Source organism: Streptomyces sp. bgisy159 (assembly GCF_057707805.1).
In genome coordinates this window covers 127,458-147,044 of sequence record NZ_JBYIQX010000017.1, presented here as the reverse complement: position 1 = coordinate 147,044, position 19,587 = coordinate 127,458, and the positions used below count along the sequence as shown (strand labels likewise).

Here is a 19,587-nt window from a genome sequence, read left to right as displayed (position 1 = left end):
CCCCCGGCCACGCCGAAGCGGCCGGGGCGGGGTCATTCCCGTACGCCCGCCAGTTCCACGGCCCGGCGCCGCAGGGTGAGCGCGGTGGGGACGACGGTGGAGAGCACGGCGAGGAACGCGCAGGCACCGGCGGCCGTGGTGATCGTGGCCCAGGGGAGCGCGGGCGTGACGGGTGCCGACACGAGTGCGAGCGCGCCGCAGAGACCGGCCAGGCCGAGCCCGGCGACGGCGAGACCGAGCAGCGTGCCCGCCGCGACCACCGTCAGGGCCTCGGCGCTCACCAGCCGCAGCACCTGCCACCCGGTGGCTCCGGCCAGCCGCAGCACGGCGAGGTCGCGGACCCGGTCGGCACGGTCGTCGACCCGGAGGCCGTACGGCAGTTGCTGCGCCGCCGCCGCGACCCGCTGCAGCGGCTCACGCCACGTGAGCGCGAGGTCCTCACCCTGATCGCGCAGGGCCGGTCCAACAGCTCGATCGCCCGCGAACTCGTCGTCTCCGACGCGGCCGTGGGCAAGCGCATCGGCAGCAGCCTCACCAAGCTGGATCTGCCGCCGGCGGACGACACCCACCGCAGGGTGCTGGCGGTCCTGACGTATCTGCGGGCCTGAACGGTCCTAGGGCCCAGGCCCGGCCAGGGGCGCGCGGTTCGCCGTTTCCGCCGGAGGCCGGCAGCCGCCTCTGACGGGCCGGCCCTTCGCCTTCCTCATCGTAATGGCCGGGTTGTGCACCGGGGGACCAGCGCTCTCGCCGCGCGGTCCGGCGTGTGCCCGTCCGTTCGACGGCGCTGCGGACCAGCTCCGTGCACGACCGGCGGCCGACACCACGAGGCCCGGCGAGCAGCAGCTCCCATGCGGTGCCCCGCGGCTCCCCCATGGTGGGCACACGCACACCTGCGCCCAGAACTATGGTGTCCCACCACATGTGCCCCTGACCTGCGGCTTCCTACGGTGTGCCGACACGTACCCGTCCCCACCGCACCCGAGGAAGTGGCGAAACATGACCTCCGCAGCAACCGCTCCCCCACCCCCCGCCAACCTCAAGCGCATCGTCGCCGCCAGCCTCATCGGCACCACCATCGAGTGGTACGACTTCTTCCTCTACGGCTCGGCGGCGGCGCTGGTCTTCAACAAGCTGTTCTTTCCGGGCTCGGATCCGCTGGTGGGCACGCTGCTGTCGTTCCTGACGTACGCCGTCGGGTTCGCGGCCCGGCCGATCGGCGCGCTGGTGTTCGGGCACTACGGGGACCGGCTCGGCCGCAAGAAACTGCTGGTGCTGAGCCTGTTGCTGATGGGCGGGGCGACGTTCGGGATCGGGCTGCTGCCGACGCACGCCACGATCGGCACGGCCGCGCCGGTGCTGCTGACGGTGCTGCGGCTGGTGCAGGGGTTCGCGCTCGGCGGTGAGTGGGGCGGCGCCGTCCTGCTGGTGTCCGAGCACGGGGACGCACGGCGGCGCGGATTCTGGGCGTCCTGGCCGCAGACGGGTGCGCCGGCCGGGCAGCTCCTCGCCACCGGGGTGCTGTCGCTGCTGACCGCGGTGCTGTCCGACGAGGCGTTCGGCAGCTGGGGCTGGCGCATCCCGTTCCTGCTGTCCGGGGTGCTGGTGATGGTCGGTCTGTGGATCCGGCTGTCCGTCGACGAGTCGCCCGTGTTCCAGCAGGCGCTGCGGGCCGCCGAGGCGCGCAAGGCGGCCCGTGCGGATGTCGCCGAGAAGCTGCCGGTCGTCGCCGTGCTGCGCCACCACTGGCGGGACGTGCTGGTCGCGATGGGGGCCCGCATGGCGGAGAACATCTCCTACTACGTGGTCACCGCCTTCATCCTGGTCTACGCGACCAGGGAGGCGGGTGTCTCCAAGCAGACCGCCCTCAACGCCGTGCTGATCGCCTCCGCCGTGCACTTCGTGGTCATCCCCGTCTGGGGTGCCCTGTCGGACCGGCTCGGGCGGCGGCCCGTCTATCTGGCGGGCGCGGCCGGCGTCGGCCTGTGGATGTTCCCGTTCTTCGCGCTCGTCGACACCGGGGGCTTCGGTGCCCTCGTCCTCGCCGTGACCGTCGGCCTGGTGCTGCACGGCGCGATGTACGCCCCGCAGGCCGCCTTCTTCGCCGAGATGTTCGGGACGCGGATGCGCTACTCGGGTGCCTCCATCGGCGCCCAGTTCGCCTCGGTCGCGGCCGGCGCGCCCGCCCCGCTGATCGCCACCGCGCTGCTGTCGGACTACGGCAGCTCCACCCCGATCGCCCTCTACGTCATCGCCGCGGCGCTGCTCACCCTGGTAGCCGTCGGAGTGGCCCGGGAGACCCGGAACCGGGATCTCGCCGACCTCGACACCCCCGCGGAGGGCGATACCGCGCCGGCGCCGGCCGAGGTGGAGGCCCGCACCGTCTGACAGCCGGGCCCGGCCGCGGGCAACGGTGACCCCGTACGCCCCTGGCGTGCGGGGTCACCGCGGTGCCGGGGCGGACAATCGGTGCAGCCGGAGGGCGAGTTGTATCTCCAGGGTGCGGGCCGGGTCCTGCCAGTCGTCGCCGAGGAGCCTGCCGACGCGTTCCAGGCGCTGGGCGACCGTGTTCACATGGACGTGCAGGGCGTCCTTGGTGCGGGCCGGACTCATGCCGCAGGTGAAGTAGGCGTCCAGGGTGCGCACCAGGTCGGTGCCGCGGCGCTCGTCGTACTCCACCACCCGGCCGATGGTGCGGTCGACGAACCCGGTGATGTCCCTCTCCCCGGCCAGCAGCAGGCCGAGGAAGCCGAAGTCGTCGGCCGCCGCGCCGTCGCCGGAGCGGCCGAGCAGCCGCAGCGCGTCGAGGCAGCGACGGCTCTCCGCGTAGGCGGCGACCACCGCGTCGGGGCGGACCGCGGGCCGGTCCACGGGAGCGGAGGCGCCCACGGTGACCGGTTCACGGACGGCCGTGCCCAGATGGCGGGCGGTGCGGCGGGCGAGGTCGGTGGCCGCGTCGCCGGGTGCGAGCGGCAGCAGCAGGACGGTGCCGCCGTCGCGGGCGGCCGCCAGGCCGTGCCGGGTGGCCGCGAGGTGGGAGGCGGCGGACCACAGGCGTCGCCGGGCGGCGGCCTCCTGGTCGGCGTCGGCGGCCACGGTGTCGAGGCGGGCGGCGAGCAGGACGTGCGGGGCGTCGAGGTCGGCGTGCAGCCGGTCGGCGCGCTCGCGCAGCAGGCGCGGGTCGCGGTCGCGGGCGTCGAGGAGGTCGTCGAGCAGTTCGCCCCGGACCCGCTGTTCGGCCTCGGCGGCCGAGCGGCGGGCGAGCAGGAGCAGCGAGGTGACCATGGCGGCGCGTTCGAGGGTGCGCTGGTCGACGGGGTCGAGGCCGGGGTGGCCGTGCAGCACCAGGGCGCCGAGCAGTTCCTCGCCGGCGGCGACCGCGGCGATCCACTCGCTGCCGTGCCGTACGGCGTGGCCCTCGGCGCGGGAGGCCTCCAGCGCGTCGGCCGGTGCGGCGGTGGCCTCGGTGAACTCCACGGTGCCGTCGAGGACCTGCGCGACCGCGGCGGCGACGTCATGGACGCCACCGCCGCGCAGGACCAGCTCGGCGAGCCGGTCGTGGACGTCGGAGGCGCGCTCGATGACCCCGCTGCGGTCCTTGATGATCTCGTTGGCGCGCTCCAGGCCGGCGAGCGCTGAGCGGGTCTCGGTGAGCAGATTGGCGGTGTCGATGGCGGACGCGGCGAGCGCGGCGAAGGAACCGAGCAGCGCGATCTGCTCCCGTTCGAAGACCCGGGCGCGCCGGTCGGCGGCGAACAGCACGCCGATCACACCGGGTCCCAGCATCAGGGGCACGCCGAGGATCGCCACCAGGCCCTCGTCGCGTACACCGGCGTCGATGGCGGTGGTGTGCCGGAAGCGCTCGTCGCGGAAGTAGTCGTCGGTGACGTAGGGGCGGGCGGTCTGGGCGACCAGGCCGCCGAGCCCCTCTCCCATGCCGAGGCGCAGCTGCTGGAAGCGGGCGGCGACCGAGCCCTCGGTGACCCGCATGTAGGTGTCGCCGCGGACCGGGTCGTTGAGGCTGAGGTAGGCGACGTCCGTGCCGAGCAGGGAGCGGGCGCGCTGCACGATGGCCTGCAGTACGGCGTCGACGTCGCGCAGTCCGGCCAGGTCGTGGGCGGTCTCGAACAGCGCGGACAGCTCGGCCTCCCGTCGGCGCCGGCCCTCCAGTTCCGCGCGGACGCGCAGTGCCAGCAGCTTGGCGTGCTCCAGCGCGGCGGTGTGCTCCGGTGGCCGGCCCGCGGCGCGGGCGCGCAGCACCGGCTGCTCGTAGGCTTCGGCGGCCGCCCCTCGGGCCAGCAGCTCCAGGTACGGCGTCTCGGCGCCGCCGGGCAGCGCCGCGCCGTCTTCGGCGGGACGCTCGGCGGACTGCACGTGATCGCGGGACATGTTCACAGGATCACCCATGACCGGGCCGCTTCGTCAGCCCTGTGGAAAACTCCGGGAGCAAGCGCGGCGGGGCCGCTCAGTGGGCCGTCCAGCCACCGTCGAGCACCAGGGAGGTGCCCGTCACGAAGGCGGTGTGCGGGCCGCACAGGTAGGCGACCGCCTCGGCGACCTCCGCCGGTTCGATCAGCCGCCGCACGGCGCTGTCCCGCAGCAGCACCTCGGTCAGGACGCGTTCCTCGGATATGCCGTGCTCGCGGGCCTGGTCGGCGAGCTGCCGTTCGACCAGGGGGGTGCGGACGTAGCCGGGGTTCACGCAGTTGGAGGTGACACCATGCGCGGCGCCTTCGAGGGCTGCCGTCTTGGACAGGCCCTCCAGGCCGTGTTTGGCGGCGACGTAGGCGGCCTTGTACGGCGAGGCGCGCAGCCCGTGCACGGAGGACACGTTGACGATGCGGCCCCAGCCCTGTCCGTACATATGGGGCAGGGCGCCGCGGATGAGCCGGAACGGTGCCTCCAGCATCACGGTCAGCACCGTGTGGAAGACGTCCGGCGGGAACTCCTCCAGGCGGCTGACGCGTTGCAGGCCGGCGTTGTTGACCAGGATGTCGGTGCCGGCGGCGGCGTGTTCGGTGGCGTCCAGATCTGTGAGGTCCAGGACGTGGGGCGCGACGGAGCCGGGCAGTCCGGCGGCGGCCGTGACGAGGGCGTCGAGTCCGGCCGCGTCGCGGTCGACCGCTCGTACCTTGGCCCCGGCGGCCGCCAGCCGCAACGCACAGGCGCGGCCGATACCGCCCGCGGCGCCGGTGACGAGGGCGGTGCGGCCGTCGAGGTCGAGCGGAGGGGTGGGGGGAGCCGGGAAGGGACTGGGCGCGGTCATGTGCCGACCCTAGGCAGCGCCAGAGCCCCCTCCCATGTGGTCCGCGCCCATACTTCAGTCGGCGCTCATAGGGTCGAACCATGTCGGTGTGTCGGACTGGGCCTGCTTGATCCGGAACAGTCCGCCCTCGGCCAGCTCCGGCAGGGCGTCGGGCTCGAACCAGGCGACCTCCAGCGACTCGTCGTCGTTGACACGGGCCTCGCCGCCCACGGCGCGGCAGCGCACGGTGATGTCCATGAACTGGCAGACGTCGCCGTTGTCGTACGTGAGCGGGTCCAGCGCCTGGACGAGGACGACCCGCTCGGCGACGCACCGCACCGCGGTCTCCTCGAACACCTCCCGCACCGCGCAGGCGGCGGGCTGCTCGCCCGGCTCGGGGATGCCGCCGATCACCGACCACTTGCCGGTGTCCGAACGGCGGCCCAGCAGGACTCTGCCCCGCTCGTCGAAGACGATCGCGGTGACGCCGGGCAGCCACAGGGGGTGGTGGCCGACGGACGTCCTGATGGCGCGGATGAACTCGGGAGTTGCCATGGCACCGACCCTAATCGGCCGATGCCGTGGTCCGCGGGGGAAGTCCCCGGACCGGGAGAGCCTCCGGCTAGCGGTCGGCGGCGCGTCGCCCGCGCACGCCCGTCGCGACCGCCCGGCCGAGGCCGCCCACGGCGACGAGCACCAGGGCGATCTCCGGCAGGATCCCCAGCCGGGTGGCGGGGGTCTCGGAGGAGCGCAGGGGCACCTTCTGCACCAGGTGGCCGGCGACGAACATGCCGGTCTTCTGGCTGATCGTCCCGTCCGGCAGGATGATCGCGCTGACACCGCTGGTCACCGGCACGGTGACGGTGCGGCTGTGCTCGACGGCGCGTACCCGCGACATGGCGAGCTGCTGGTAGGTCATCTCGCTGCGGTCGAAGGTGGCGTTGTTGCTGGGTACGGAGATCAGCTGGGCGCCGTGGGTGACGGTGTCGCGCACGGCCCAGTCGAAGGCGGCCTCGTAGCAGGTGGCCAGCCCGATCCTGGTGCCGTCGACGGTGAACACGCCCGGTGTGGTGCCCCGGCTGAAGTCCTGGTGGACCATCGACGTCCAGGTCTCGTTGATCGCGCCGATCAGGGAGCGCATCGGCAGGTACTCGCCGAAGGGCTGGATCTGCCGCTTGTCGTACGTCTGTGTGGGGCCCTCGGCCGGGTCCCACAGGATCTGCTCGTTGTAGAGCTTGCCGTCCCGCTCGACGACACCGCCGACGGAGACCGGGGCGCCGATCGCCTTGGCCGCGTGGGCGATGACCGCGGAGGCGTCGGGGTTGGCGAAGGGGTCGATGTCGGAGGAGTTCTCGGGCCACAGCACGAAGTCGGGGCGCTCCACCCTGCCCGCCGCGACCTCGGCGGCCAGCCGCTCCGTCTCGCGCGCGTGGAAGTCGAGCACGGCCCGCCGCTGGGCGTTGAAGTCGAGCCCGAGCCGGGGCACGTTGCCCTGGATGACGGCGACGGTCGCGGTGCCGTCCTCGGCCCGGTCGCTGACCAGGGAGCGGGCGGCGAGGGCCGCGCCCACGGGCACGGCCAGGCTGAGCACGGCCAGCGCGGCGGCCGACCGGCGGACCTCGTCGGCGCGGCGCCGCGCGAGCGCCAGACGGACGCATTCGTAGAGGCCGAAGCCGCACAGGACGACCGCGAAGCCGAGCACCGGGGTGCCGCCGACCGCCGCGAGCGGCAGGAAGACGCCGTCGGCCTGACCGAACGCGATCTTGCCCCAGGGGAAGCCGCCCACGGGCACACGCGCGCGTGCCGCCTCGCCGGCGGTCCACAGGGCCGCCGCCCACACCGGCCAGGCGGGCAGCTTCGACACCGCGGCGATGCCCGCGCCGACCAGCGCGACGAAGACCGCCTCGACGACCACCAGGGCGAGCCAGGGTCCTGGACCGACCTCGACGCCGGTCCACACCAGCAGCGGCAGCAGGAAGCCCAGGCCGAAGAGGTAGCCGAGGCCGAGGGCCGCCTTCCAGGTCCGGTCGCGCAGCACCCAGCCGAACACGGCGAAGGCCGGCAGGGCCAGCCACCACAGCGGGCGCGGCGGGAAGCTGAGGTACAGGAGCACTCCGGCGAGCGCTGCGGTGGCGGCCGGAACCAGCCGACGGAGCCGCGCGGCGCGCGACACGCGCGCGTTGCGGGGTTCCATCTGGTCCGACGGGCCGACGGGCGTTGCGGTGACGGTCACTGTGGGAGTGTACGGCGGGCGGCCGGGCGGCGGACAGGACGGTGTCGATCACCGTCGGCCGAGCGGGCCGGCCGGCGAGGCCGGGACAGTGCCGGAGCGACCCACCCGAAGCCGCTCGCCCCGCCCACCGCGCCGCGGTGGGCGGTACCGGGCGTCGTGCCGGGCTTCACGGGGCGTGAAGGGCGCGTGCCGCGGCCCTCGCGCCACCCACGGTGATCGGCGACGGCACCCGTCCCCCACCACGGCACCCGCTGCGACAGCCGCCGCTCAGTGGGCGGTACCGGGCTTCGTGGGGCGCAGACGGGTGCGAATGGCGTGCACGGCGGCCTCCGCGTCGTCCACGGTGATCGTGAAGGTGTGCCCGTCCCCCAGCCGCAGCACCACACCCTCGCCGCGCCGTACGACGACGGCGGTGCCCTGCTCGGGCCGCCAGCGGTAACCCCAGCCTCCCCAGTGGCGCGGGGTGATGTGGGGGGCGAAGTCGGCGCCCACGACACGGGAGAGCGGGATCCGGCGGCGCGGCACGCCCATGTGGCCGCAGCGCACCTCGACGGACTCCTTGTCGAGTCTCAGGTCCACGTGGACGAAGGCGAGGGTGCCGAACATCACCAGCAGCCCGGCGGTGATACAGCCGACGACGGCCATCACGAGGGCGGCGGTCCCGGAGGTCCACGGGGCGTCCACGGCCAGCTCGATGCCGAGCGCCATGAAAGCCGCGCCGACGAGCGCCGCTACCCACTGGAACCGGTTGGTGGCGCGTCCGGTCCAGATGTCGGGGTGGGGGGCCTTCTCGCCGGGGGCCTGCTGCCTCATGCCCATGAGGTTACTCAGGTTTCGCTGTGCGGGGAGCGCGTCGCGCAGCGTGACCGCGCCGGCCGCGTCCACCACCTCACGGGTCAGTACGGCTGGGCGGCGCTCACCGTCCGCAGCAGCCGCCCCTCGGCGTAGGCCAGGGCGGCGGCCGGGAGGTCGCCCTCGCGGCCGCTGAGCAGCACCGTGACCGTGCCGGAGGCCGGGGCGTCCGGCTCCGGCCGGGCACCGATGCGGCGCAGGGTCTGGGCGGCGACGGCGTCCGCCGAGCTGTACAGGGTGAGCTCCGGGCCGCCGGGCCGGCACGTGGCGGCGCGGATCCGCTCGGCGACCAGTTCGTAATGGGTGCAGCCGAGGACGATGCCGGTGACGTCGTCGGGCGTGAGGGCGGCGGCCGCGGCGACGGCCGTGGCGACGGCGGTCTCGTCCGCGTGTTCCACGGCCTCGGCGAGGCCCCAGCACGGGACCTCGGTGACCGGTACGCCGTCGGCGAAGTCCTCGATCAGGCCGCGCTGGTAGGGGCTGCCGGTGGTGGCGGGCGTGGCCCAGATGGCGACGGGGCCGCCGCCGGCCGCGGCCGGTTTGATCGCCGGGACGGTGCCGATGACGGGGAGGTCCGGTTCGAGGCGGGCGCGCAGCGTGGTCAGGGCGTGCACGGTGGCGGTGTTGCAGCCGACGACCAGGGCGTCGGGCCGCAGGGCGGCGGCAGCCTCGGCGACGGCCAGGGCACGCCCGGTCAGGTCCTGTGGGGTGCGCGGCCCCCACGGCATGCCGTCGGGGTCCAGGGAGAGCACCAGATCGGCGTCGGGGCGCAGCCGCCGCACCGCGGCGGTGGCCGCCAGCAGCCCGATCCCTGAGTCCATGAGCGCGATCTTCACCCGGCCACGATAGACGATGGACGCCCTCGGGCCGGTCGAGTGGGGCAGACTGCGCGGGTGAGCGCCAACGAGTGGATCGCCTGGACCGCCGCCGTGTCTCTCGCCGCCTGGCTGTGGCTGCTGCTGTGTCAGGGCTTCTTCTGGCGCACCGATGTCCGGCTGCCGCTGCGCGCCGATCCAGGCCGGTGGCCGTCCGTCGCCGTCGTGGTGCCGGCCCGGGACGAGGCGGCCGTGCTGCCGGCCAGTCTGCCCTCGCTGCTGGCGCAGGACTATCCCGGGCGGGCGGAGGTCCTCCTGGTGGACGACGGCAGCTCGGACGGCACCGGGGATCTGGCACGCTCGCTGGCACGGCGGCACGGTGGCCTTCCGCTGACGGTGGTGTCGCCGGGCGGGGAGCCCCCGGCCGGCTGGACGGGCAAGCTGTGGGCGGTGCGGCACGGGATCGCGCGGGCACGCTCGGGTGAGCCGGAGTACCTGCTGCTGACGGACGCCGACATCGCGCACGCGCCGGACAGCCTGCGCACGCTGGTGGCGGCGGCGCACGCCGGCGGCTTCGACGTCGTCTCGCAGATGGCGCGGTTGCGGGTGGCCGGCCTCTGGGAGCGGCTGGTCGTGCCGGCGTTCGTCTACTTCTTCGCGCAGTTGTACCCGTTCCGGTGGATCGCGCGGCAGGGGCGCCGGACGGCGGCCGCGGCGGGCGGCTGCGTCCTGATCCGCGCCCGGACCGCCGAGCGGGCGCGGATCCCGGACTCCGTCCGGCACGCCGTCATCGACGACGTGGCGGTGGCCCGGGCGGTCAAGCGCGGGGGCGGGCGCATCTGGCTGGGGCTGGCGGAGGGGGTGGCCAGTGTGCGCCCGTACCCGCGCCTCGGCGACCTGTGGCGGATGGTGTCCCGCAGCGCCTACGCGCAGCTGCGGCACAGTCCGCTGTTGCTGGCCGGGACGGTGCTGGGCCTGGCAGTGGTGTATCTGGTGCCGCCGCTCGCGCTGGTCGCCGGGCTCGGGCTCGGCCTTCCGGCGGCCGCGGTGCCGGGCGGCCTGGCGTGGCTGGTGATGACGGGGACGTACGTGCCGATGCTCCGCTACTACCGTCAGCCCCTGTGGCTCGCTCCCCTGCTGCCCTTCACCGCGTTCCTCTACCTGCTGATGACGGTGGACAGCGCGGTGCAGCACTACCGGGGGCGCGGCGCGGCGTGGAAGGGCCGCACCTACGCCCGTCCGGACGCGGTGACCGACGAAGGGTGACCGGGCGCCGGGCCCTACTTGCGGCCGGGGGTCCAGTTCATGCCCCAGCCGTAGGCGTGGTCCACCGTGCGCTGCGGGCTGACCCCGCGCTCGGGCACCAGGTAGCGGGCCTCTCGCTGCACGACGAGGTCGCCGCCCTGGTTGGTGATCAGGGCGAGCGCGCACACGGTCGACGGGACGGTGCACTCGTCGAGCGAGAAGTCGACGGGGGCGCCGTGCTGCGGGGTCAGGGTGACGGTGGCGTGCAGGTCGGCGAACGAGCGCGCGCCCTCGTAGACGGTGACGAAGACGAGGATGCGCCGGAAGGCGTCCCGGTGGTCGAGGTTGACCGTGAGGTTCTCGCCGCTCGCGACGGCGCCGGTGCGGTCGTCGCCGTCGAGGTGGATGTAGGGCGGGTGGTGCAGGGCGCCGAAGGCGTTGCCGAGCGCCTGGACGACACCCTTGCGGCCGTCGGCGAGTTCGTACAGGGCGCACAGGTCGAGATCGAGGTCGTTGTGGAGGGCGACCGCCCGGCCGAACTTGCTGCCCCATCCGGAGAACTGCTTGCGGGTCTGCCAGTTCAGGTTCACGCGCAGGGCCCCCGAGGTGCCGCCCTGTTTGGTCAGCGACACCGACGGCGCCGCCTTGGTGAGCGTCACCTTGGTCAGCCGTACCGGCGCTGCGGGCCGCGGGGTCGGCGGCGCGGCCGGGGGCGGCGGCGCGGCGGCGGCCGACGAGGGCATGGTGACGGGGGGTGCGGGCGGCGAGGGCATGGTGACCGGGGGTGCGGGCGGCGCCGTGTGCTGCGGCTCGTCGACCGTGATCCCGAAGTCGGTGGCCAGTCCCTCCAGCCCGGTGTCGTATCCCTGGCCGACGGCCCGGAACTTCCAGGCGCCCTGGCGGCGGTAGAACTCGCCGAGGACGAACGCGGTCTCGGTGCCGGCTCCGGTGCTGTCGAACCGGGCGACGACGTCGCCCCGGGCGGCGTCGCGGACCTCGATGTACAGGCCGGGCACCTGCCCGAAGGAGCCGCCGTCGGCGGAGGCCGCGAGGACCACCGTCTCGACAGGGCCCTCCACGCGCGCGAGGTCGACGAGGAGCGTGTCGGTCACCTGGCCGCCGGCGGTGCGCTTGCCCTCGTGGCGGACCGCCCCGGAGGAGTGCGCGGGCTGGTTGTAGAAGACGAAGTCGGCGTCGGAGCGGACCTTGCGTCCGGCCAGCAACAGCGCGGAGGCGTCGGCGTCGGGCACGCCGGGTCCGGTACGCCAGCCCACCTCGACCCGTAGGGCCGTGGTCGGCACCGGTGTGTTGGAACCCTTCGACATCGACATGTCCGCCCCCTCGTGCGTCTCTCGCTTCTTTTCATGGTCAACCTATTGCGCGAGGCGGCGTACGCCCACCGGGGGCGTCGCAACGGACCGCGCAGACCGCCGGTAACCCCTCCAGAACTCGGGCTTTACACGATTTACATCCGGCGCGCTGCCCCTTTTTCCCAAGTTCGCTCGCATTGGGGATCCCGAGCCCCTGCCGACACGGAAAACAACCCTCTTATCGGTCTCCCCAACCAGCACATCGTGGGCTTAACTTATGTGCCATGACCTCCCCCCGCTCCACCTATGGTGGCGGCTACTACTCGTCCGCCTCCTTCCCGGACACCCCGATCTACGACTCGCTCGTGGCCGAGCGGGGCACCCCGCAGATCGCCCCGATCCGGGTCCCCGCCGCGTACGACACGGGCAGCTCGCTGCCCGCGCTCCCCTCGGCGCTGCCCGCTCTCCCGGCGGCCCCGTCCCACCCCTCCTACGGGTACCCGCAGGCGCCGCAGCCCGCCCCGCTGCAACAGGCACCCGCGGCGGCCTACATCCCGCCCCAGGCCACCGCGCCGCGCGGCTATCCCGGCCCGCAGGGCGGCCCGATGCAGCAGCCCCGGGCCGGCATGCCCGGCATGGGGTACGAGGCGATGCGCCCGGCGGCCCCGCGGCCGGGTCCGGCGCCCTACCAGGATCCGTACAACAACCAGCAGTACCGCGGCTACTGAGCCTCGGCCGTTCGCCGTCGGTGCCACCTGGCACCATGGCGTCATGACTGAGGCGCGACTGCTGTCGATTCATGTCCATCCGGTCAAGGCGGCCCGCGGCGTGGCACCCCGGGAGGCCGTCGTGGAGCCCTGGGGCCTGGCCGGAGACCGGCGCTGGGCGCTGATCGACGACGGGGGAAGGGTCGTCACGCAACGCCGGCACCCGCGCCTCGCCCTGGCCGCCGCCGAGCCCCTGCCCGGCGGCGGCGTCCGGCTGTCCGCCCCTGGTCTGCCGTCGCTGGACGTGGCCGTGCCGGAGCCGGGGGAGACGGTTCCCGTCGAGTTGTTCAGCGACAAGGTGGAAGCGGTCCCGGCCGGCGCCGCGGCGCACACCTGGTGCAGCACCCATCTCGGCGCCGACGTGCGGCTGGTCCATATGGACGATCCCGCGGGGCGTCGGCCCCTCGCCCCGGAGTACGCCCTGCCCGGTGAGACCGTCTCGTTCGCGGACGGCTTCCCCCTCCTGGTCACCACCACCGCCTCCCTGGAGGCCCTCAACGCGCTCATCGCCGGCGGTGACCACCCTCAGGAGGGCCCGCTGCCCATGAACCGCTTCCGTCCGAACGTGGTCGTGTCGGGCACCGAGCCGTGGGCCGAGGACGAGTGGACCCGGCTGACCATCGGCGCGGTGCCCTTCCGGGTCGCCAAGCCGTGCGGGCGGTGCCTGGTGACCACCACCGACCAGGGCACCGCGGCACGCGGCGCCGAGCCCCTGCGCACGCTGGGCCGGCACCGCCGCCGGGACGGGAAGCTGGTCTTCGGGCAGAACCTGGTCCCGCTGGCCCGCGGCACCATCCGGATCGGCGACCCCGTCGAGGCCGTGGGCTGACCGAACCGTTCGACGCGCCCGGAGTTCCGCACCCGGCGAGGTCCCCGCCGTGCTCCCCGCACGGCCCGGCCCCTCGTCTCCCGCTCGGCGGGAACCCCGCCGCGTCCCCCGCTCGTTGGCGGGTCGTGAGCGGTTCGCGAGGGGGCCCGCGAGCCGGTGGTATCCCCCGCTTCGTCCCGGAGTCCCGGGCGGGCGGCTCGGGCGGGGGCCGTCACGGAGCGGGAGGGGGTGCGGGACGATGCGGGCGATCGGCGGGCTCAGGCGCTGGCGGCACAACCCGCTGTGCCGTACGACGGATCTGGTCGAGGCCTGGACCGCCCTGACCGTGCTCCTGCTCATCCTCCTTCTCGCGCCCGTCGCGGGAGTCCTGACCGGCAAGGCGGCATACGCGGCCCTGCAGCGGTCGGTGCGCGAGCAGCACGCCTCCCGTCACGAGGTGGCGGCAACCGTGGTGCGGCGGACTGCCGAGTCCCCGTTCCGGGCGGACCCCGACGGCGGCTCCGGACGCGGCACCCGCACGCGGGTGCTCGCCGAGTGGTCCGCCCCCGACGGCACCCTGCGCCGGCAGCCGGTGCTGACCGGCATCGCCCGACCGCGGGCAGGTGACCGGTTCCGCATATGGACCGACCGTCAGGGCCGGGTCGCCGCCCGCCCGCTGGACTCCGCCACGGCCACCGTCCATGCAGTCCTCGCCGGGTTCGGCGCCGCGCTCCTCGCCGCCGGCGCCGGCGAGGCGGCCCGGCGCACCGTGGTCCGGTGCCTGATGCGCCGCCGGTACGAACGCTGGGACCAGGCATGGGAGCGGGCGGGCCCGGACTGGGGCCGGACCGGCGCCGGCAGCTGACCGCCTTCCGCCTCTGGTCAACTCACCGCCCGCGCGCACGCTACGGTGGACCGGCCGAGGCTTTCGGCATCGACCCGCGCACGAGGGAGAGCCACCGGGGTGCGCCCCGACGGCGAACGAGCCAACCGGTACGACGAGGTGGGGGCACAGCAACACCATGGCACAGGGCACGGTCCAGGTGACGCACACCGGCACATCGCGGTGGCGGCGCCGCACGGGTGAGTACGCGTCGCTCGCCGCCGCCCTGGAGGCCGCGGCGGACGGTGACGTCCTGACCGTCGCCCCGGGGACCTACCGGGAGAACCTCGTGGTGCAGCGGGCGGTGACCCTGCGCGGACCGGACGGTTCCCCCGGGTCGGTGCGCATCGCGCCCGTGGACGGGGTGCCGCTGACGGTGCGGGCCTCCGCGGTGGTGCAGGACCTGCATGTCGAGGGCCAGGACGCGGCGGCGCCCGCGGTACTCGTCGAGGAGGGCACGCCGGAGCTGATGGACCTCCGGATCGTGACCCGTTCGGCGGCCGGCATCGAGGTGCGCGGCATGGCGCGGCCGACGGTGCGCCGGTGCGCGGTGGACAATCCCGCGGGCGTCGGCATCGCCGTACTCGACGGCGGGGGCGGGGTGTTCGAGGAGTGCGAGGTCCTCGCGGCCGGCCAGGCCGGGGTCGCGGTGCGCGGCGGCGCCCACCCCCGGCTGGAGCGCTGCCGGGTGCACCACGCGGCCGGTACGGGCCTGAGCGCGACCGGTGACAACTCCGCGCTGGAGGCGGTGGGCTGCGAGGTCTACGAGGTACGCGGCAGCGGGGTGCAGGTGACCGGCCGGGCCACCGCGCACCTCACCGACTGCGATGTGCACCGCACCACCGCCGACGGCGTCACCCTCGACACCGACGCGGTGCTCACGCTGGCCGACTGCCGTATCCACGACATCCCGGAGAACGCGATCGACCTGCGCTCGCGCTCGGTGCTGACCCTGACCCGCACGACGGTGCGTCAGTTCGGGCGCAACGGCCTGTCGGTGTGGGACCCGGGCACCCGCGTGGACGCCAACCAGTGCGAGATCTTCGACAGCACCGGGGACTATCCGGCGGTGTGGGTCAGCGACGGCGCGACCGCCGTGCTCGACTCCTGCCGGGTGCACGACGTGCCGGACGCGTTGTTCGTGCTGGACCGCGGTTCGCGCGCCGATGTCGTCGACAGCGACCTCTTCCAGGTGCGCAACACCGCGGTGTCGGTGAGCGACGGCGCGACCGCCCAGCTCGACGACTGCCGCATCCGGGACGCCGCGACGGGTGCCTGGTTCCGCGACCACGGCAGCGGCGGCACCCTCGCCAACTGCACCGTGGACGGCACCCAGACCGGGGTGATCGTCACCAAGGGCGCCGATCCCACGGTCGAGCGGTGCACGGTCGACTCCCCCGCCGAGGCCGGCTTCTACGTGTCGGCCGGTGGCCGCGGGAGCTTCCTGCACTGCCGGGTGACGGGCAGCGGCGGCTACGGCTTCCACGTGATAGACGGCTGCCGTACGACGCTGAGGAGGTGCCGCACCGAGCGCTGCGCGCGCGGCGGGTACGAGTTCGCGGACGGCGTCGACACCGCGCCGGGGGCGGGACCCGATGTGGAGGACTGCACCAGCGACGAGTCAGCGGGCCTCAGAACCCCGGTGCCCGCGGTGCGGGAGACGGCCGTGGAGACGGCGGGCGTGACAGCGGGCCTGCTGGGTTCCGTCCCGGAGCAGCGGCCGACCGCGTCGGACCCGCCGGCCGCCGTTCTGGGTGCGGACGCGCCGGAGCAGCCGGTGCGGACCTCGAAGGACGTCCTCGGTGAACTCGACGCGCTGGTGGGCCTGGACAGCGTCAAGCGCGAGGTGCGCGCGCTCATCGACATGATCGAGGTGGGCAGGCGTCGGCAGCGGGCGGGGCTGAAGGCCGCCTCCGTGAAGCGGCACCTGGTGTTCACGGGCTCCCCCGGCACCGGCAAGACGACGGTCGCCCGGCTGTACGGCGAGATCCTCGCCGCGCTCGACGTGCTGGAGAAGGGCCACCTGGTCGAGGTGTCCCGCGTGGACCTGGTCGGCGAGCACATCGGCTCGACCGCGATCCGCACCCAGGAGGCCTTCGAACGGGCGCGCGGCGGTGTGCTGTTCATCGACGAGGCGTACGCCCTCTCCCCCGAGGACGCCGGGCGCGACTTCGGCAAGGAGGCCATCGACACGCTGGTGAAGCTGATGGAGGACCACCGCGACGCGGTCGTGGTGATCGTCGCCGGGTACACCGCCGAGATGGAGCGCTTCCTCTCCGTGAACCCCGGGGTGGCGTCCCGTTTCTCCCGCACGATCACTTTCGGCGACTACGGCCCCGAGGAGTTGCTGCGCATCGTCGAGCAGCAGGCCGAGGAACACGAGTACCGGCTGGCGCCGGGTGCGGCGGAGGCCTTGCTGAAGTACTTCACCGCGCTCCCGAAGGGCCCGGCCTTCGGCAACGGCCGCACCGCCCGCCAGACCTTCGAGGCGATGGTGGAGCGCCACGCGAGCCGGGTCGCTCAGGTCACCGAGCCGAGCACCGACGACCTGACCCTGCTGTACGCGGAGGACCTGCCGGAGCTGAGCTGAACGCACTCTCCGCTGCCGGGCCGCTCGGCACGTCCCCGGGCCGGCCGCCGTCCCGCGCGAAGACGGCGGGGGCTCAGGGGCGCAGCCGGGCCAGCAGACGCTCCCGTTCCTCGGCGAAGGCCGGGTCCGCCTGGTAGTCGGAGTGGCCGAGGAGCGGTGCGGGCAGCGGGTGGCGTCCGGTACGGCCGTACTCCAGCGGGTCGCGCAGGGGCGGGCGGTCGACCGCGGGACCGCAGTGCCCGCACAGTCGGACCGGGCCGCCGATCGGGTCGGTGAGCCGGTACAGATTGCGCCAGCAGTCGACGTCCTCGTGGAGCGCGGCGAGGGCGACAGGACCGAAGTGGGCGGGGAACCAGCGGCCGTAGAGGCGCTCGATCGGAGAGCCGTAGGTGAGCAGGGCGACGCGTCGTCGGGCGCCGGGTTCCAGCTGCCAGGCGGCGGCCGCCGCGAGCACGCTGCCCTGGGAGTGCCCGGAGATCACCAGGCGGCCGCCGGTCTCCCGGGTCCAGGTCGCCATCCGCCAGGTCAGGTCGGGGACAGCGCGTTCGGCGTAGCAGGGCGGGGCGAAGGGGTGGGCGGCGCGGGGCCAGAACGTGCCGACGTCCCACAGGATGCCGATGGTGCGGCGCGCGGCGGCGTCCTTGTAGGCGCGGCGGCCCCAGGTGACGAAGAGCAGGAAGCCGAGCCCGATCAGCCAGGAGCCGAGCGCCTGTGCGATGTGCGCGGCGCCGTGGACGAAGGGGTAGGCGTCCTCGGTGGCCCCGATGGGGGTTCTGCCGCTCAGCCATGAGCCCACGAGGGCGCCGGCGCCGAGGAGCAGGGTGGCGGCGGCGGTGACGGCGACGACCAGGGGCGCGCGGTCGGTGAGTGTGGCCATCGCGCGGGCGCGGGCGATGGCCCCGGTGCGGGCGGTGTCACCCTGCCGGAGCGAGTAGTCCCGGATCACGGCGGCCCGCTCGGCGCGGGCCAGCAGCCAGGCGCGGCGGCCGAGCAGCGCGGTCAGTGCCAGCAGCACCAGGAGGACGGCCGGGATCACCGAGGCCTGCCAGGTCAGCATCACCGGGGGGCCGGGCGTCGACCCTCCGGTGCCGTCCAGCCAGTCGCCGACCCGCTGGGCCACACCACCGGACATCAACCCGCCCAGCGCGCACGCCAGCATGACGACGGCGGGACCGGCGAGCCCGCGCAGGGCGGCCCGGTCGACGGCACCGGCGTCACGCTCACCCTCGGCGCCCGGAGCCTCCTCGGTGTCCGGAGTCTCCTCGGCGTCCGGGGCCTCCTCGATGCGCGGCCCGCCCTCGGCGTCCGGGTCGGCGGCCCGCGTGCGGCCGGTCGGCGGGGCTGCACCCTCACTCGCCCGGGTCCCCCGTCGAGGCTGCTCGTCTCCTCGTGGCAGTTGCCGCTCCTGGTCCATCGAGCCCGTCGGCTGTACGCCCGCGCCGTCCGTTCCTGCCCGGCGGACCGTCTCGTCCCCCGGGACCGCCGACCTGGAACGCCCGCCAGGTGAGCCCGCTCCGCGCGTCTCCACGCCCGCAGGCCCGGCCTGGCCGGGTACGGCGTCCAGTGGAGGGCCGTCGAGCCTCCCGGGGTGCCGTCGGCCGGGGTCCGTGTCCGGTGCCGGCGGGACGCACTGGTGCGAGGTGGTCCCGGGGGCCGGCGTTCCGGTGGGCGCGGTGGAGCCGCGGTGCAGGACGCGGGCCACCACGGCGAGGGCGAGCACCAGTAAGCCCTGGACCAGGGCGATGGCGCCGAAGGTGACGTCCCCGGGCAGCCGGTCCGCCGACTGCCACCCGGGGCGGGACCAGCCGGCGTACACCAGGGTGAGGACGAGCAGCAGCAGGGCGGCCGACGGCAGGCCACGGACCAGGTGCCGGTCCAGCGCCCGGTCCAGCCGGTGTTCGCTGCGGCCTCGGCGGCACACCGCCCACAGGACGGCGAGGCCGCCGCCGCCCAGCCCGCCGAGCAGCAGCCAGCCGAGGGTGTCGAGCAGCGCCGGGCCCCCGGGGCTGCGGTCCTCGCGCGCGGCCGCCGTGGCGACGGCGGCGGCCACCGTGAGCAGCCCGGCCGAGGTGTGGGCGGCGCGCAGCCGCGCCACCAGGCGGCGCCCGTACCAGAACCCCGGACGACTCAGGGCGGTCGGGCTGAGCCGGTCGACCGGTTCGGGCGCGCGTGCCAGCGGCTCCTGGGACTCGTACGCCCGCCAGGTGCGGTGCGAGAGGAACCACAGCAGTCCGGTGAGGGCCGCCGGAACCAGCGCGGCGAGGGCGAGCCGGCGGCCGGGCAGACTCCACCAGCCGTCGCGGGAGGAGGCGGGCGACAGGAAGCCGAGCCAGGTGTGGCGCGCGGCGCACGCGCGCGTGCCCGCGCACTGCCAGGCGGTGAGGTCCAGGGCGACCTCGCAGGCGGCGGCGACGAGCAGCACCGTCAGGCTGAGCGCCGCGAGCCGGACCAGCAGTCCGTACACCCGCACGAGGCGGACGCGCCCTTCGGTGGCGGGGCGCATCCAGTGGGCGAGGTTGACGACCATGAAGGGCAGCAGCACAAGCCACAGGGCGCGGGTGCCGTTGCCGGAGGTGAGGTTGGACCAGACGTAGGCCTCGGGGACGGGCCGGTCGCGGCGGCCCGCGGGGCCGTACTCGGCGTCGACGTCGTCGGCGCGCCGGTGGACGGCGGCCGTGTCGTCGCCGGTGATCCGCACGGTGCGCGGATCGTTGAGCATCTTCTCGGGCGTGGCGCCGCCCACCCCGTGGACGAGGAGTTCCAGGGCGGCTCGGGATCCGGTGGGGCGGTCGGGGCTCGCGGCCCCGTCGGTCAGGACACGTTCCACTGATACGCACTTCCC

General features: G+C 74.6%; 15 protein-coding genes and 1 pseudogene. 7 read left to right on the top strand and 9 right to left on the bottom strand.

Features of this window, described 5'->3' with window-relative positions:
- Nucleotides 1–32: 32 nt before the first annotated feature.
- Entirely contained in the window at nt 33–326 is a 294-nt protein-coding gene (locus tag AC3ET3_RS18830; RefSeq protein ID WP_432136212.1) for an FtsX-like permease family protein, read from the bottom strand.
- Between the two features lie 3 nt (nt 327–329).
- On the opposite strand from AC3ET3_RS18830, the pseudogene AC3ET3_RS18825 reads away from it, so the two are divergent.
- A pseudogene (locus tag AC3ET3_RS18825) lies at nt 330–608 on the top strand (response regulator transcription factor); the annotation flags it as partial.
- A gap of 388 nt (nt 609–996) precedes the next feature.
- Nucleotides 997–2,385 (top strand): MFS transporter, encoded by a 1,389-nt coding sequence (locus AC3ET3_RS18820; RefSeq protein WP_432136211.1) that lies wholly within the window; start codon nt 997–999, stop codon nt 2,383–2,385.
- Between the two features lie 54 nt (nt 2,386–2,439).
- Here the strand turns inward: AC3ET3_RS18820 and AC3ET3_RS18815 are convergent, their stop codons facing one another.
- The 6 genes from AC3ET3_RS18815 to AC3ET3_RS18790 form a co-directional block, all read right to left on the bottom strand.
- Nucleotides 2,440–4,386 (bottom strand): helix-turn-helix domain-containing protein, encoded by a 1,947-nt coding sequence (locus AC3ET3_RS18815; protein ID WP_435612509.1) that lies wholly within the window; start codon nt 4,384–4,386, stop codon nt 2,440–2,442.
- A gap of 76 nt (nt 4,387–4,462) precedes the next feature.
- A complete protein-coding gene (locus AC3ET3_RS18810; RefSeq protein WP_432136209.1) occupies nt 4,463–5,263 on the bottom strand; it encodes a 3-hydroxybutyrate dehydrogenase in 801 nt (266 codons plus the stop codon).
- Nucleotides 5,264–5,317: 54 nt separating this feature from the next.
- Nucleotides 5,318–5,797, bottom strand: a complete 480-nt coding sequence (locus tag AC3ET3_RS18805) for an NUDIX hydrolase (protein ID WP_432136208.1) — start codon at nt 5,795–5,797, stop codon at nt 5,318–5,320.
- Nucleotides 5,798–5,864: 67 nt separating this feature from the next.
- The gene (gene lnt, locus AC3ET3_RS18800; protein WP_432136207.1) at nt 5,865–7,475 is read right to left on the bottom strand and encodes an apolipoprotein N-acyltransferase; all 1,611 of its coding nucleotides are present in this window, start codon (nt 7,473–7,475) and stop codon (nt 5,865–5,867) included.
- A gap of 267 nt (nt 7,476–7,742) precedes the next feature.
- Complete coding sequence (locus tag AC3ET3_RS18795) at nt 7,743–8,288, bottom strand: hypothetical protein (RefSeq protein ID WP_432158545.1); 546 nt, start codon at nt 8,286–8,288, stop codon at nt 7,743–7,745.
- Nucleotides 8,289–8,371: 83 nt separating this feature from the next.
- Complete coding sequence (locus tag AC3ET3_RS18790) at nt 8,372–9,163, bottom strand: glutamate racemase (protein ID WP_435612508.1); 792 nt, start codon at nt 9,161–9,163, stop codon at nt 8,372–8,374.
- Nucleotides 9,164–9,202: 39 nt separating this feature from the next.
- On the opposite strand from AC3ET3_RS18790, the gene AC3ET3_RS18785 reads away from it, so the two are divergent.
- On the top strand, nt 9,203–10,408 hold the full coding sequence (locus AC3ET3_RS18785) for a glycosyltransferase (protein ID WP_435612507.1): 1,206 nt from the start codon (nt 9,203–9,205) through the stop codon (nt 10,406–10,408).
- 14 nt (nt 10,409–10,422) lie between these two features.
- On the opposite strand, the gene AC3ET3_RS18780 is transcribed toward AC3ET3_RS18785, so the two are convergent.
- A complete protein-coding gene (locus AC3ET3_RS18780) occupies nt 10,423–11,718 on the bottom strand; it encodes a TerD family protein (protein WP_432158542.1) in 1,296 nt (431 codons plus the stop codon).
- 263 nt (nt 11,719–11,981) lie between these two features.
- On the opposite strand from AC3ET3_RS18780, the gene AC3ET3_RS18775 reads away from it, so the two are divergent.
- From AC3ET3_RS18775 to AC3ET3_RS18760, 4 genes are all read left to right on the top strand, one after another.
- Nucleotides 11,982–12,425, top strand: coding sequence for a DUF6643 family protein (locus AC3ET3_RS18775; RefSeq protein ID WP_435612506.1), 444 nt, complete (start codon nt 11,982–11,984; stop codon nt 12,423–12,425).
- 43 nt (nt 12,426–12,468) lie between these two features.
- Nucleotides 12,469–13,293 carry an MOSC domain-containing protein gene (locus AC3ET3_RS18770; protein WP_432136201.1) on the top strand — a complete coding sequence of 275 codons (825 nt, stop codon included), beginning with the start codon at nt 12,469–12,471 and terminating at the stop codon, nt 13,291–13,293.
- Nucleotides 13,294–13,531: 238 nt separating this feature from the next.
- Nucleotides 13,532–14,137 carry an Rv1733c family protein gene (locus tag AC3ET3_RS18765; RefSeq protein ID WP_435612505.1) on the top strand — a complete coding sequence of 202 codons (606 nt, stop codon included), beginning with the start codon at nt 13,532–13,534 and terminating at the stop codon, nt 14,135–14,137.
- A 157-nt stretch (nt 14,138–14,294) separates the two neighbouring features.
- Nucleotides 14,295–16,745 carry a right-handed parallel beta-helix repeat-containing protein gene (locus tag AC3ET3_RS18760; protein ID WP_432136199.1) on the top strand — a complete coding sequence of 817 codons (2,451 nt, stop codon included), beginning with the start codon at nt 14,295–14,297 and terminating at the stop codon, nt 16,743–16,745.
- Between the two features lie 73 nt (nt 16,746–16,818).
- Here AC3ET3_RS18760 and AC3ET3_RS18755 read toward each other — a convergent pair whose 3' ends face one another.
- Nucleotides 16,819–19,464, bottom strand: coding sequence for a hypothetical protein (locus AC3ET3_RS18755; RefSeq protein ID WP_435612512.1), 2,646 nt, complete (start codon nt 19,462–19,464; stop codon nt 16,819–16,821).
- Nucleotides 19,465–19,587: the final 123 nt, after the last annotated feature.